General features: G+C 47.7%; 14 protein-coding genes. All 14 read right to left on the bottom strand.

Features of this window, described 5'->3' with window-relative positions; translation table 11 throughout:
- Positions 1-2: 2 nt before the first annotated feature.
- The 14 genes from NX720_RS03365 to NX720_RS03300 all read right to left on the bottom strand — a co-directional run bounded on the left by NX720_RS03365 (position 3) and on the right by NX720_RS03300 (position 14,732).
- Complete coding sequence (locus tag NX720_RS03365; protein ID WP_262599371.1) at positions 3-932, bottom strand: DMT family transporter; 930 nt, start codon at positions 930-932, stop codon at positions 3-5.
- Positions 933-1,042: 110 nt separating this feature from the next.
- Positions 1,043-1,966, bottom strand: a complete 924-nt coding sequence (locus NX720_RS03360; protein WP_262599369.1) for an OmpA family protein — start codon at positions 1,964-1,966, stop codon at positions 1,043-1,045.
- A 107-nt stretch (positions 1,967-2,073) separates the two neighbouring features.
- Positions 2,074-2,850, bottom strand: a complete 777-nt coding sequence (locus tag NX720_RS03355; RefSeq protein ID WP_262599368.1) for a M48 family metallopeptidase — start codon at positions 2,848-2,850, stop codon at positions 2,074-2,076.
- Positions 2,850-6,140 carry a type I restriction endonuclease subunit R gene (locus tag NX720_RS03350; protein ID WP_262599367.1) on the bottom strand — a complete coding sequence of 1,097 codons (3,291 nt, stop codon included), beginning with the start codon at positions 6,138-6,140 and terminating at the stop codon, positions 2,850-2,852. The genes NX720_RS03355 and NX720_RS03350 overlap by 1 nt, the downstream gene beginning before the upstream one ends.
- A complete protein-coding gene (locus NX720_RS03345; RefSeq protein ID WP_262599366.1) occupies positions 6,140-6,766 on the bottom strand; it encodes an HNH endonuclease family protein in 627 nt (208 codons plus the stop codon). Before NX720_RS03345 ends, NX720_RS03350 begins: the two co-directional genes overlap by 1 nt.
- Positions 6,750-8,147 (bottom strand): AAA family ATPase, encoded by a 1,398-nt coding sequence (locus tag NX720_RS03340; protein ID WP_262599365.1) that lies wholly within the window; start codon positions 8,145-8,147, stop codon positions 6,750-6,752. The genes NX720_RS03345 and NX720_RS03340 overlap by 17 nt, the downstream gene beginning before the upstream one ends.
- The gene (locus NX720_RS03335; RefSeq protein WP_262599364.1) at positions 8,147-8,947 is read right to left on the bottom strand and encodes a DUF1016 domain-containing protein; all 801 of its coding nucleotides are present in this window, start codon (positions 8,945-8,947) and stop codon (positions 8,147-8,149) included. The genes NX720_RS03340 and NX720_RS03335 overlap by 1 nt, the downstream gene beginning before the upstream one ends.
- Positions 8,947-10,167 carry a restriction endonuclease subunit S gene (locus NX720_RS03330; protein ID WP_262599363.1) on the bottom strand — a complete coding sequence of 407 codons (1,221 nt, stop codon included), beginning with the start codon at positions 10,165-10,167 and terminating at the stop codon, positions 8,947-8,949. The genes NX720_RS03335 and NX720_RS03330 overlap by 1 nt, the downstream gene beginning before the upstream one ends.
- Positions 10,157-10,300 carry a hypothetical protein gene (locus NX720_RS03325; RefSeq protein ID WP_262599362.1) on the bottom strand — a complete coding sequence of 48 codons (144 nt, stop codon included), beginning with the start codon at positions 10,298-10,300 and terminating at the stop codon, positions 10,157-10,159. Before NX720_RS03325 ends, NX720_RS03330 begins: the two co-directional genes overlap by 11 nt.
- On the bottom strand, positions 10,290-11,420 hold the full coding sequence (locus NX720_RS03320; protein WP_262599361.1) for a PDDEXK nuclease domain-containing protein: 1,131 nt from the start codon (positions 11,418-11,420) through the stop codon (positions 10,290-10,292). Before NX720_RS03320 ends, NX720_RS03325 begins: the two co-directional genes overlap by 11 nt.
- The gene (locus tag NX720_RS03315; RefSeq protein ID WP_262599360.1) at positions 11,413-12,942 is read right to left on the bottom strand and encodes a type I restriction-modification system subunit M; all 1,530 of its coding nucleotides are present in this window, start codon (positions 12,940-12,942) and stop codon (positions 11,413-11,415) included. Before NX720_RS03315 ends, NX720_RS03320 begins: the two co-directional genes overlap by 8 nt.
- 21 nt (positions 12,943-12,963) lie before the next feature.
- Positions 12,964-13,578, bottom strand: a complete 615-nt coding sequence (locus tag NX720_RS03310; protein WP_262599358.1) for a restriction endonuclease subunit S — start codon at positions 13,576-13,578, stop codon at positions 12,964-12,966.
- Between the two features lie 396 nt (positions 13,579-13,974).
- Complete coding sequence (locus tag NX720_RS03305; protein WP_262599357.1) at positions 13,975-14,187, bottom strand: hypothetical protein; 213 nt, start codon at positions 14,185-14,187, stop codon at positions 13,975-13,977.
- Positions 14,188-14,306: 119 nt separating this feature from the next.
- Positions 14,307-14,732, bottom strand: a complete 426-nt coding sequence (locus tag NX720_RS03300; protein ID WP_262599356.1) for a hypothetical protein — start codon at positions 14,730-14,732, stop codon at positions 14,307-14,309.
- Positions 14,733-14,830 lie beyond the last annotated feature (98 nt).

The raw sequence follows: 14,830 nt of genomic DNA, 5'->3' as shown, positions 1-14,830 counted from the left end.
GATTAACTCTGTCCGGCTGAGGGCTCTGGGCATTCCAGTTTTGAAGACTTTTTTGCAAAGGATTTGTGTTGTTGCAGCACAACGGCAAAAACAATCATCACCAATCCGACGTAAGTGGCTGGCTGGATGCTTTCGTGCAGAATATGTGTAATGAAGAACAGGGAAAGAAAAGGGCTCAGATAGCTGATATTACTCACGGCTGCGGTGTTTTCGGCCAGCTTAAGCGCTCTCAGCCAGAGAATGTAGGCAACACCCATCTCAATCACACCGATGTAAGCAGCCCCCAGTAATCCTTCAAAACTTACAGTATGAAAATCAGAAGCAATAGCCGTTGCGGCGATAATCCATGGCATACCAAATAAGAAACAGATCAATAGCCCAACCAAAGAATCGCCTTTCAGGCGGGTATTGAAAATCCAGTACACTGCCCAGGTGAGTGTACTGGCAAGGGCAAGAACAACACCAGGGAGGCTGCCAAACTCAAGACTTTGCAGCTGACCACGGGTGCTGATAATCAGTACACCCAGATAGGCAATAAGACAACAAAGAACATCTTTGCGGCTAAGGTTTTTTCCAAGAAATGGAACCGCAAGCAGGCTTAGCGCAACAGGCCAGCTGTAGTTAAGCGCCTGCGCCTGCTGGGCTGGCAGAAGTTCGTATGCTCCGAACAGAAAGATATGATAAAGAAAAGGGTTAAGCACACCGAGAAAAGCGTAAAGCCAGAATGATTCCCGAGCCTGGCGGATTAACAGCCTGCCTTTGTTTTGCAGCAGAACAATGCTTCCAAGCAGCAGGGTAGATGTCAGCACTGACCAGAAAACAAGCTGCCAGGGGTCCAGATAGTCAAGAGTCAGCTTGAATGCTGTTGCGATGGTTGACCATAACAGTGCCGTGGCCAGAGCGTAACTGCATGCCTTGGATTGTGATGTCATTACTTGCCTGTTTATTTGCACACGTTTTTAAAATAGGGGCGCTTATATAGCATATTCATAAACAGGCTGTCAGCTAATAGTTGCTAGCCTTCCATGGCCAAAGTGGTGCGTTATTCTTCACCGGTGTAAAGGCTGGCCTTGCGATTGGAGGCTCTGCCTGCACTGGTATCGTTGTGTTCAAGTATGACTCCGCCCGCCATTGGCTTTATCCGGTCGCTGGAAATACCCTGTGTGACAAGGTAGTCCCTGACTGAGTCGGCCCGACTCTGGGATAAGTCAATGTTGTGGGCGGGTTCACCGCTATTGTCTGTGTAACCGTATACCCGGAGCTTCAAATCCGGATTGTCTTTCATTTTTTGCGCAACATTGTTGAGGAACTGTCTGGAAGGGTCGTCAAGGTCTTTTTCGTCGAAGCGAAAATGAATTTCACCGAGGTTTTCAGACACTTTCCGGTAGCATCCCTGTCTGTCAACCGGTGCACCATTCATGGTATTCGGGCACCTATCCAAATCATCAGGTACCCCATCATTGTCTGAATCCATGGGACAGCCTTTATCGTCAACCATAACGCCGGCTGGTGTATCGGGGCATTGATCCATATTGTCTGCAACACCGTCACCATCGCTGTCCGGGCAGCCGTGTTCGTTGACTATCATGCCTGCCGGCGTGTTTGGACACTGGTCCTGGTAGTCAGGTACGCCATCGTTGTCTGAATCTAATGGACAGCCGGACTTTCCAACTTCTACTCCGGGAGGGGTATTTTTACAGAGGTCGTTGCGATCAGTGACACCATCGCCGTCACTGTCTTTGTCAGTGAATGCGCACAGCAGGCCGCCCAGTAATGCACCGACGGCAGCGCCTCCGGCAGCAGCGGTGCCACCTTCCAGTGCGGCACCAAGAATGCCTCCCGAACCACCGCCTATGAGCGCACACTGCCCCCAACGCTTGATACTGCCATCAGTCGCACATCCCGATATCATGATGCTGAACAGAACCAGGGTCAAAACTCCTGAAAATGAACGGGGGCTGGACATAGCTAAAACTCCGGACAGAAGAAACAGGTCTTTGTGGAACTGAAGAAGTATAGGTCAGGATGGAGTTAATTCATGCAACGACTGACATAATTGGTGGTCATTGCATGTTACTCATTCAAATACAACTCAGCCATGCTGTCCAGCCGACTTTTTACTTCCTTCCAGTGCGGCATAACCTGAGTCAGCAAGCGCCAGAAGCGTTCGCTGTGGTTGTGTTCAGCGATATGACAAAGCTCATGCAGAATCACATAATCGATGCACTCTTTGGGAGCCTTGATCAAATGAGGGTTTAGCATCAGGGCTCCCCTGGCAGAACAGCTACCCCACTGTTTCTGCATAGGCAGTATGCGGAAGCCAGGAATGCCCTTGACCCAAGTGGCCTGGGGCAGCAGGTATTGTAAGCGCTCCTGGAAAATACACTCAGCTCTGTACTTATACCAGTCGTTCACCAGCCCTTTAACCAACGAGGTTTTCTTGCTGTCAAACCGGGGCAGAGAAACAAGCAGTTTTCCTCTGTTCATTTTGACGGACGCAGCTGCGCCTTTTTCCTCAATAACCTTCAGCACATAACGCCTGCCAAGATAGAACTGCATCTCACCGCTGACGTAATGCCTGGTTTGCACATACTTCTGATGGCTGCGGAATTCAACAATGGCATCCAAGATCCACTTTGCCCGTTTCATCACAGCTTCATGGATATCTGAGTAGCCCGCATCATCCGGAGCAGTGACAATAATTTCGCCATCTGGATGAACACGGATGGCGATTTTCCGGGCTTTGCCTCCAGGGAAGGCTTTACGAATTACATGATAAGATACAGCCTCGTCGCCATAGACGAAGCTGTATTTTTCTTTTGTGTGTTCATTGGAGCTCACTGAGGCCATTATTGGTTCAGTCCTGCCAGACCAAGACGGGTAATCTTCACAACATCCGTAATCAATGCCTGAGCCTTATCGATTCCCAAATCATTAAACAGAAGGGGCAACAGGCCAACCGTAATCTGGTTCTCAATCTCCTGAGGGTTGATTGAGAATTCAGCGACGGCATTTCTTACTACCTGATCAATCTGCACAGCATAGTCAAAACAGTGTGCCTCACCGGGTGTACCTTGCCCTTCGGCTGGAAGAGGTTCGCCAAGATGCTTCAGAAACAGACCATAATAAGCCTGAACAGGCTGCCGGATTTTCTGGTCAAGTTCTTCAAACCGATCAGAAGGAATCCCCTCGACTTTCCGCTCTTTTACCTGCTGTTCAAAGTCGGCAAACAGCATGTACTGCTTGACCGGAGCATCAAACATCGCTTTGGTTTTCTCGATGGCTTTCTTCAGCAGTCTGGAAAAGTATTCCTGAGCATAGGGGTCATCAGCCAATTCCTGTTCAATCATCCTGGTGATCCGCCCGGTGATCTGGTCTTTCCTGTTACGGGCTTCATCATCGGTCATATTTTCGGGCCTGGCATCCTTACCCATATTGCCCACCAGATAAACACCTTCAGACTCTTTTACTTCAACCCCGCCAATATGCTTGTCCAGTAACGCACGGATATCGTCGGTGTACTCGTCGTAGTCGATGGTCTCTTCTGCATCTTCACGCACTTGCTTACGAAGCTGGGACATCATTTTCAGAGTGTCTTTGTAAAGCTGACGCTTGTCATCAAAACTCTTGTCTTCAAAGTAGGTGGCTGATTGCAGGGCAACCTTCAGGCAGTTGGTGAAAGCGGTTAAAGCCTCGTAAAAATCATCACGCTTTTTCAGATTGGTATCGGTTAGTTGCCCATCCACCGTATCAATCTTCGGAGCCAGAACCTGCCGTAATGCCTGGCCGTCCTGTTTGTTTTTCACGCCATCGAAAGTCGTCCAAAGCTCTGCATAGAGTCCGGGGAGTTTTTTATACTCCGTCTCCATACTGTTGTAGAGACCTTTGAGATCATCGATGTCGTAGCCACCTTGCGTCCGTTCCGCCAGCTCCTGATACTTTTCGATGGTGGTATCCAGCTCTTTCAGGATTCCACGGTAGTCGATCAGGTAGCCAAACTGCTTCTTGCTATGCAGGCGATTAACCCGAGCAATGGCCTGAATCAGGTTGTGCTGTTTCAGTGGCTTGTCGATGTAGAGTACGGTGTTCTTAGGCTCATCGAATCCGGTCAGCAGCTTGTCCACCACAATCATCAGGTCAGGGCCGTCATCTTCAGCAAACTCTGCGATGATTTGTTTGGTATAAACTTTTTCATCCTGATTGCCTACATTGTCTTTCCACCAGTTCTGAACAAGATCAGTACTCTCCTTATCAACAGCATCATGACCTTCACGGGTGTCTGGTGACGACATCGCTACAACAGAAGTCACCTTGCCAATATCATCCAGCATTTTTTTGTACTGAATGGCAGCCGCCCTGGAATCGCAGGCAAGTTGTCCCTTTAGCCCTTGCTGTTTGAAGTTCTGGAAGTGATCGGAAATATCATGGGCAATCAGTTCCAAACGACCTTCGGTTTGGTAAATCTGTCCCTTCTGTGCAAACTTTTTCTTCAGGTCAGTGCGCTGCTTCTCCGAAAGCTGCTCAGTAATCCGGTCGAACCAGGCATCAATCGCTTTATCGTTGGTGCTGAGTTCCGGAATTCGCTCTTCGTAGAGCAATGGCGTAACGGTTTTGTCTTCCACTGCCTGCTGCATGGTGTAGGAGTGGATGATCTTGCCAAACTTGTTTTCAGTCTTGTCGTCTTGCAGCAGAGGCGTACCTGTAAAGGCGATAAAAGCAGCGTTGGGCAAAGCTTGCTGCATGCGGATATTATTCTCACCGTTCTGGCTACGATGACCTTCATCAACCAACACAATCATGTCCGGACTGTCGTTATGGCATTCTGGCAATTTAATGGCGGTTCGGAATTTGTTGATGATCGAAAAAATAATGCGTTCGTTACCCTTACCAATCTGCTCCGCCAGTCGTCGGCCTGTTGTCGCCATCGCCTGTTTCTTGTCCTTGCCGGACAATGCACCGCCAGAGGCAAAAGTACGGGCAAGCTGGTCTTCCAGGTCAACCCTGTCAGTAACCACAACGACCCGACACCTTGCGAGTTCTTTCAGCCAGATCAGAGCTTTGGACAGGAACACCATCGTAAACGACTTGCCGGAGCCTGTGGTGTGCCAGATGACACCACCATTACGAGAGCCTCTGTCATCGAAAGAAGTTATTCGCTCAACCAGAGCCTTGATACCAAACACCTGTTGATAACGGGCAACAATCCTCCCCGCTTTTTTATCAAACAGGGTAAAAAGACGAGTCATATCCAACAACCGGTCATGCCGCAGGAGCGAAACCAGTAGACGATCCTGGTCAGTCACCACCCGATCATCGCCAGCAACCAGAGACTCGTACTCTTCACGGAATTTTTGGGGTCTGTGAGAAAAAATAGAATCAAGCTGAACTTTAGAAAGAGCCTTGTTTTTGAGCTTGGAAAATTCTGCCTCAGCAATCTCTTCCTCTTTCCACTTCGCCCAGAACTTTTCCGGTGTACCGCAGGTGGCATACCGACCTTCATGTCCATTCACCGACAGCAATAACTGGCTGTAAGCAAACAGATGGGGAATCTCATCAATCTTCTGGTTGCGGATATTCTGGGAAATGCCTTCAGAAACGGTAGGCTTGCCTTCAGTAGACGAGTCTGGTCGTTTAGCTTCAATAGCCACCCAGGGCAGGCCATTAACAAAGCAGACCAGGTCGGGAATACGTTTGCCGGTTCCCTGGCTGTTCTCCACTTCCAGCTCTTCGGTAAAGTGGTAAACATTATTTTCAGGGTTTTCCCAGTCGATAATCTGAATGGTTGGGCTGGCTTTTTTGCCGCCCACAAACTCGGTGATACCAATGCCGTAGGTCAGGGCGTTATAAAGCTTTTCATTGGCGGCTTTCAGCCCTTCGTTCATGGCCGGTGTCGCCAGTTCATGAACAATTTTGTCGATAGCGGCTGACGACAGTGGGTGTTCTTTTCCCATAAAGGTAAAGGTTTTTTTTGCCAGCAGTTCACGCAGTACCTGAGGCAGAATAACGGTAGACCGGCTTCCCCGCTGTGCCAGGCATTCAGCCGGGGGAATAAACTGGTAGCCTAAATTAGTCAGAAGAGTCAGGGCGGGTATTTTTGCGCTTTGTTCTTCCTTAAAGTTCGCTAATATCAAGTCCAGCATTACTGCATCCATTGCCTGAGTACATTCACCGCAACTGGGGCAAAAGCCTCCAGTTTGCCATTTTTTGGTTTGGAAATGTCCCCGATTACTATTTCGATCAGTTCGTCATCATCCAGCCCTTCTTCCGGGTTGACACCATTAGTGAAAAGCAGTGTCTGAACCAGCTGTTTCCTTTTTTCTATCAGGCTGCGGTTGTTCTGCTCCCGGTCACCAAGATTAAGGACACCTATTGCTTCGATGGCTCTGAGAGTTTTTCCGATGACCCGCCCGCTCAGTTTGAACTCAAACTCCGTTTCACACTCCGGCATCAATGGCAAAGGCTTTGACCTATGGGCATTATCACATTGTTTCGGCGTTGTGCAGCTGACAACGATATTACTGAAATCCAGGCTGCGGCCAGGTGCTATCCTGCGAGCTTCAACATGTTCATTCATACAGTCACTATTTTCACCGGAAATAGACTGGCAGCAATAAGCGCACAGGTAAAACTGCTCTTCTAAACAGGCGGTACGGATATCCTGACGCTCCTTTTCCGTCAGGTCTCCATAATTACCTCTGGGGTTTCTGGCTTTCCACTGCCGCAAGCTTTCAGGCTCAAACCCTTCGATTTTACTGATTCTTCGCACTACGAAACTCCTTTTTACGCAGCTCTTTTTTGCGAAGCAGCAACCGTGCTTTGGTCAGCTCCAGATTAGTCTCGGGAAGTTCCTCTTCTAACCCCTTCAGTAACTGATGGGCCAGTGTCAAATCAGCATCGTGTATGGCATCAAGAAGATCATTCAGCTGAATATTGATGTCTTTATTCCTGATATCAGTATCCATAATATCCAGCAGAACCGTGTTGGCATCTTCACCATACAACGGTTTCAGCTGTTTTAAATCATCACCATCAATCAGGTAGGTCAGCACATTTTTACTGTCGCTGATCACCAAAGGTGAATGAGTGGTTAGCACAAACTGACAATTTGGGAAAGTTGCCGTCAGTTGATTGATTAAACTGCGCTGCCACTGGGGATGAAGGTGCATATCCACTTCATCGATCAAAACAATGCCATCGCCTTCCAGCGGGTTTTGCAGTGCCGGATTCATCACCGCCAGCCGCCGGGCAATATCACCAATCAACGCCATCAATGACTTTTCGCCCTGGGACAACTGGGCGACATCGAACGCCTCACCATTTTTGTCAATCGACATATGCAGTCTTGGTTTACGCCTTACCCGCAGGTTGGAAAACTCTGGCATAAATTTGTAAATAGCGGAGCGAACCGCTGTCAGCTGCCTGTCTTTTGATGATGCCTTTAACTCATTCAGGCGTTTCCAGGTGTCTTCATCTTCTTTTAGTACTGAGCGCAGCTGGTCAAGAATATCATCCGAGAGGCCAGACTCATTTTCGCTGTCCTCACGTTCCCGGAACCATTCAAAAAAGCGCCTGAAGTCAACGCCCTGACTAAGGGACTTGTCGTAACCGTCGAGTTGCAGGAATGTGTGTTTGTCTTTAATTTTCAGGGGAATGTCGAGCACGACCCGCTCAACAGAATAAAAGGCCATCAGCGGTAAACTGGCTGTTTCATCTTTGGAGAGTGATGTCCGATAGTGGTCAGCCAGAGCTTTAGCGCCAGAGTATTCGCTTTTGAACTCACCCTTGCGGCCTTTGCGAGCCTTGGCAACCATCCACGAAAAATAATTCTCTTCATCAGAGTACCCTTCAGCATCAGGATTATCGGGATTACCGGTAAAACAGAATGCATCAACGGCCATCGCTGCCGAGTTTTTACCATTCTTTATGGCCAGCTCTGGTATCGGACTACCGGCACTTTTATCACTCTGGATACGGGAGACCAGCCAGCTCAGGGAGGTGGCCAGTGATCGCAGAATCGAGGTTTTGCCGGAACCATTATTACCCACAAAAACGGTAACATTGCTGTTCAGGTTCTCCAGTGGAGCCAGTGGAATCTCCAGGTCGGAAAAACGCCCGACATTGCGTAATGTCAGCTTTTTAACCTCCATTAGCTTTCTCCCTGCTTAATACTGTTTTGTTCAACATTACCCCCGGCCTGCTGACTCAGCAATAACTCCCGTTGTTTTTCCAGTTGCAGCCGCAGCTCCTCTTCACTGGGCAACTCCGTCATGTATTCAGAAGCAAACAGTTGCTTGCTGTCGTTCAATACCGAATATTTGGCAACGGTTTGATTACCTTCGGAACAGAGGATAAGGCCGATGGTAGGGTTATCATCTGCACGGCGTTTTTTCTCTTCATACATCCGTACATACATATCCATCTGTCCGACATCCTGATGAGTCAGTCTGTGCATTTTCAGGTCGATCAGCAGGAAGCACTTGAGGTGGAAGTTGTAAAACACCAGGTCGATAAAATAATCACCGTCATCTGTGCAGATGCGCTGTTGCCGCTCCACAAAGGCAAAGCCCTTGCCCAGTTCCAGCAAAAACTTCTGAAGATTGTTGATTAGCTCCTGCTCAAGTTCACTTTCCTGAACAGGCCCAGCAGGCAGGTTAAGGAAATCCAGAATATAAGGGTCACGGAAGTAATCCTGTGGTACGTCTTGCAGAGCTGAGGTTTTTTGCTCGGCTTCTGCCAGTACAGGCTTTAAGTCATGCAGCTTTTTTAAAACACCTTCGCCATAAGCGGCACGGGCTGCGTCCTGCTGCTCGTCTTCATCAATCAGGCGGTCTATTTCCCGGTAGGTTTGCACCATGGCGGTATTAACCGCTGTCGCCACCTGTTGCCGACCCTTGGTCAGTAACTCGCGGATATTGTTAAGCAGCTTCTGCTGCTGAATGTCGCTCATCAGGCGGCTTCCTCTGGTTTCAGGTTGACCCTGCGCTTGCCGGTGAGCAACTGTTGCATCAGGGCTTTTTTTTCTTGTTTGAGGTGAAATGCCCTGCTTTGTAAAGTCTCTATTTCATTGCTGGCAACAGTCAGAGTACAAGCGATTTTTCTCTGTTCTTCTATTGGAGGGAGTTTAATTTTTAAAGGTGCTAAGTCTTTAAGGTAAATTCTTACTCTAACACTTCCATTTCCTGCCCTGACCATGAAGTCATTCCAAGCATGCGAGGACCGAAAGTGATCAAAATACTCTGTTAGTAGTATTTCTTCATTGCAATTAAATACAACGTAGTCAGGGCTGACGAGACAGTTTTGTGATTCCGTCCATCGGCAGATGGAGCCTACATTGAGCCTCATTGGGTTGTATGCAAACCAATTTTTTCGGACGACTTTACAACGATCAACGCTTTCCCCTTTGACTTGATCTTTCATTGGCACCATTCCACGAGCTTTTGTTACCGACCGAAGGTCTTCGTGGCCCATCAAGAGGCTTTGATTGCGCAAACTAGATCCAGATACACATTTAGATAAACTTTTTGTTTGCCACTCCCCCTCAAACCCAGCAAAACGCTTTTTCCCTGTCAGCAACTGCTGCATCAGTGCTTTTTTCTGCTGTTTGCTGGCCTCAATCAGCTTTTCGGTGGTTGCAATGGCTTTGTCCCAAGTGCTGAGGATTTTGGCGATTTTGTGTTGTTCATGAAATGGCGGTATGACGATTCTAAGCCCTAATAACCCACTTTTAGTGATATTTTTCATCGAACCGCTTGTGCCTGTGGCTAGATTTGACAAGACATAACGAGAATGATCTGAGGCTAATATGTAGCTCAACCATTTCATACATACGTTTTGTCTCGGTTTCGCCTGCCACAGCTTGTCGGGTAAGAAGAGGTCAAAATAGTCATCTTCTATATACGCACTAGCACCTACCAATTCTTCGGTATTACTGCGACTAATTATAATTTGACCTTTTCGAGGGTGAGTTTTTGCTCTTTTTAGCTCTGAATCAGATACGATGACTTTTGCGGCAAAAGGGTCAAACTTCCCATACGAAACTGCACTAACTTTAAGGACACCTTTTTCTCCTTGGTCGAGGTTTCGATCCACTCCGTTAACACTGATACCAGACTCTAAACCTTTGATCAAATCACCAACTCGACCATCATTCCAACCCTCAGGCACCATAACCCAGCTCCTTCATATAGCTTGCCATTTCCGCTTCAGCCGTAATGTCGATGAATTGTGCAACGGTGCGTTGCACAAAATGGGCAGGCAGCAAAGAAAGGTGCGACACTGTCGCACCATTTTTATTCATCATGACTTGATGCCTCCAAAACGGCGGATAACTCTTGCTCCAGCTCTTCAATGGTGGGCAAACTGGATTGCAGGCCTTCCGGCAACTGTTGGGTCATGGTCTGTTGCCAGTTGGCGACACCAATGGGGTTGTTGTAACCCGACAGAGCGTATTCAACCACCAGATTGTTCTTCTCTTTAACCAACAGTAAGCCGATGGTGGGCTGGTCGGTGTCGTGGCGCATCTGGTCGTCAATGACAGCCTGATACAGGTGGAGCTGGCTCACATGCTCTGGCTTAAACGCACCTATCTTCAGTTCCACCACCACATAGCAGCGCATTTTCAAATGGTAAAACAGCAGGTCGGCGTAAAAGTCCTGGTTGCCTAGCTCAAGATGTACCTGTCGTCCCACAAAGGCAAAACCCTGACCGAGCTCCACCAGAAACTGTTCCAGATGTTCTTGCAGACGTTTTTCCAGTTCGGCTTCCCGTTTAGGTGTATCCAGCCCTATAAAATCAAACAAGTAAGGATCTTTAAATAATTGCACCGCCATATCCGACTGAGCGGGGGGCAGGGTTTCAGGGAAGTTGTTAATGCTTTTGCCCCGTCGGCCAAACTCGTTGTTGTCGATATGGAAAACCAGCATGTCCCGGCTCCACCCCCGTTCCAGTGCTTCCTGTGCGTACCAGAGACGGACGTTCTGCTCTTTAACCTTGTCCAGTAAGGCGCAATTGCTGCGCCATGGCAATTGTGCAACGGTGCGTTGCACAATTTCGGCATCTGGCCAGCTGGCAGCAAATTTTGTCATATATTTCAGGTTTCTGGGGCTGAATCCAGACAGTGCGGGCAGTTGTTTTTTCAGGTCTTGCGACAGCCGGTCAATGACCTTTGCGCCCCATCCAGCTTGCTGTTGTTTGTTCAGAATGTGCTGTCCCAGCTGCCAGTACAACAGTATTTGCTCTACATTAACTTTTTGTAAGGCTGTCACTCTCCGACCGGCGATGATATCAATCATCCGGGTCAGGAAATCCGGGTAATCTCCGGGCAGGTTGCACAGGCTCTCACCGACTGGAAAGCACACTCCATCACGTTTAGATGGCACCCGTTCTTTGCGCTGTTCGTGTTTGTGATCTTTATCACTCATACCCCAACTCCTTCAAATAACCCGCCATTTCAGCTTCCAGATTAGCCAGCTCATTTTGCAGCGCCAACCGTTCACTGCGAACCACCATCAGGTCAATCTCTTCTTCCTCTTCAAAGGTATCCACATAGCGGGGAATATTCAGGTTGTAATCGTTCTCCTGAATTTCTTCCAGAGTGGCAAGGTAGGCGTATTTATCTACAGTCTGGCGATTCTGATAGGTATCAACAATCTTCTGAATATTGTCAGTAGTGAGCAGGTTCTGGTTTTTACCCGACTGGAACTCACGGGAGGCATCAATAAACAGTACTTTGTCGTCAGTCTTCCGTTTCCTGAAGATCAGAATCGCCGCAGGGATACCTGTACCAAAGAACAGTTTTTCCGGCAGTCCAATAACGGTATCCAGCAGGTTTTCATCAATCAGTTGTTTACGGATTTTGCCTTCGCTGGATGCGCGGAACAGCACACCGTGAGGTACAACCACGCCCATACGTCCCCCTTGCTTTGATGAAGAGCCAGGTTTCAGGGTTTCAATCATATGGGAGATAAAAGCGTAATCCCCTTTGGTCTTGGGCGGAATACCACGACGGAAACGAGCGAACGGGTCATTGCCTGCATCTTCATGCCCCCACTTATCCAGTGAGAACGGAGGGTTCGCGGTTACTACATCAAAATGCAATAAACCACCGTTGCCGTCTTGCAGCTTGGGGTTGCGAATGGTGTCGCCCCATTCTATGCGGTGGTTATCTTCACCGTGCAGGAACATATTCATTTTTGCCAGCGACCAGGTAGAGCCGATAGCTTCCTGACCAAACAGGGCGTATTTCTTTGAACCGTTGTAGTTCTTCTGCACCTGCTTGCCACACTTCATCAGCAGAGAGCCGGAACCACAGGCCGGATCACAAATCTGGTCGCCTTCTTCTGGTTCCAGCAGAATGGAGAGCAGGTCAGACACTTCAGGCGGGGTATAGAATTCACCCGCAGACTTACCGCTACCTGCCGCAAAGTGCTTGATCAGGTATTCGTAAGCGTTACCAATCACATCCAGAGAACCAACACGGCTTGGGCGCAGGTTCAGGGTTTCTTTACCGAAGTCTTCCAGCAGGTGGCGCAGAATATCGTTCTTCTGCTTTTCCTCACCCAGCTTGTCGGTGTTGAAGCTGATGCCCTGAAACACATTTTTCAGCTTGGTTCCGTTGGCTTCTTCAATGGCATGCAGGGCCTGGTCAATGCGGCTACCGTTACCGGCTTCATGGCGGTGTTCGTATAAATCCCAGAAGGTAGAGCCTGTTGGAATTTTAAAGGACTGGCTCGCCATCATCGCTTCGATCATGGCCGGATTGTCACCAAACTGCTTGCTGAGTTCGTCTACCTTGTCCTGATGCATATCGGAGATGTATTTCAGGAACAGCATGGTGAGAATAAAATCTTTATAAATCGACGGATCAACAGTTCCGCGAAAGGTGTCGCATGCTTTCCATACGGTATTGTTGATCTCTTGCTGGTTAATCGGCGAGTGAGGCATATCTTTTCTCAGTTAATGCGCTTAAGAGTGTGAGATTAAGTCGTTGGCAATAGCATTAAGCTGCTGCTGTCTGTTATGTATCAGCCTGTGCAGCAAAGCATTTTCACGAAGGCTTGCGGCATAGAGCCTGGCGATGGTGTTCTGGGTTTCAATGTCTGGCACTGCTATAGGCGCAGCGGCCAGTATGGGCTTGCGAATATTGAGCTGGCGACTTCCTTCGGCGCTGTTATCAAAGTAACGCTGAACAGGAGCCTGGTTGATCTGCCACGTTAAAAACTCAGGGTTCAGCTGGCCCTGGTATTCCGGTTTTACCCGCAACAGGAACAGGCTGGGAGCCAGCGTGGTCTCAGGCATATCTTCCGGCACATAACAAGCAAAGTGTCGTATACCCTTGCTGATGAACAGTATATCTCCCTGCTGAAGCCAGTCGGCTTTTCGCTTGCCTGTCAGGTTCGTTGTAATCAGCTTGTCTGCTGACAACTCGCCAAGGTCGGAAATATCCCTTGGTTGTACCGCTTTTACATCACCATCCGGATTTTCCTGAATGCTTCCACGAAAGGGGTAGCCTGCCTGAATAGTCACAAGCTCAGATAATGTAATCTGCCTGGAGGCATGAGCTTTGGCCTTTTTAGGCATAAGACTTTTCCAGTAAATAAAAGGGAAAATTATTCTGTCAGAAAGAGCGGGTTGCTGCAACAAAAAAAATGCAGTATCTGCATATTGCATTTTTAGTTGTAACATTTGGCTCTTCTAACTCCAAAATACGTTTTTTCCCGAAGGCCGTGGCTTGTGCCTTCTTACTGAATGTTTTGGATTCCTGATGTATGATCTGACCGTTTTTTGGGTTTAACAGGAAACCAGATAAACGTCAGTACTAGATATATTGCGGTTTTGGGCTATCAGAGCCCGGTAGAGTTTGAGCATTGCGACTGAAGGCTTCCAGACACCTTACCCAGAGCCATAAGATCAATCTGGGAAGGGAATTCTTTTTCACTTGTTCCCGCCATGAGTGGTCTGAAATATTCAACCCTGTCATCTCGGCAAATTTCCGATGCTGGTCGGCCTGTGTCTGACAGTAAAACCAAGCTCTTCAGCCATCAGAGCCAGTTCATTTTCTGAGAAGTACTTCTGCAAAGTGTTCTTGATAGTAATAATCAGTGTTGAGTTCATCTCGGTAACCATGGACAGTTGTCGTTTTCTATAACAGGTTTGACCATGGGAGATGAACCGCACGATTACTCTCATCAGTGATTAATGCTTAATGTCGTCCATTATGGTGGACTTGTTCGCATTTGCGGCAAAAACATGACTTGTATGAAGGTTTGACAGAATTGCGAATGAGATCATCTATGAATCGTCATACGCTATCCAATGATCCAGCTCAAGATATGTTCAATTATTACCGGAGTTAGTAGAATTATTGACCTTAGCACGTAATTGTTATACTTGATTGCTACATATGAACTTCCTAAAGCAACAGGAATAGTTAACATCATTATATATGGAATATTGTTTGTGCTTAGTTGCTCATGCTGATTTCCATAATACCTCACGGTTAATGACAGGAAAGATGCCAAAGCATTACTATCTAGAATCATGTATGAAAGTTTATGTTTCGTTGTCAAATAAATTGGAAATGCCGCCAGAGAGCAGATAACTGAAATAGTCTCATCTTCTTTTAGATAGTCAGTTCCATACTCGTTATAGGTTGATATATAACCTTTTAATGATAAAGCTATCGTAACAAAACTAAGAATACCACCTCTCAATAAGAAGAGTTTATCACTCATGTCAAATTCATCAATTATGCTTTTTATTTGATGCGCTTTTGGTCGCTCATAACCCAAAAACAGTTCTGGTGCATTACTTTTATATTTGGCTCTTCAGG

This window comes from Endozoicomonas euniceicola (assembly GCF_025562755.1).
GTDB lineage: Bacteria > Pseudomonadota > Gammaproteobacteria > Pseudomonadales > Endozoicomonadaceae > Endozoicomonas_A > Endozoicomonas_A euniceicola.
This window is presented reverse-complemented; position numbering and strand designations above follow the sequence as displayed.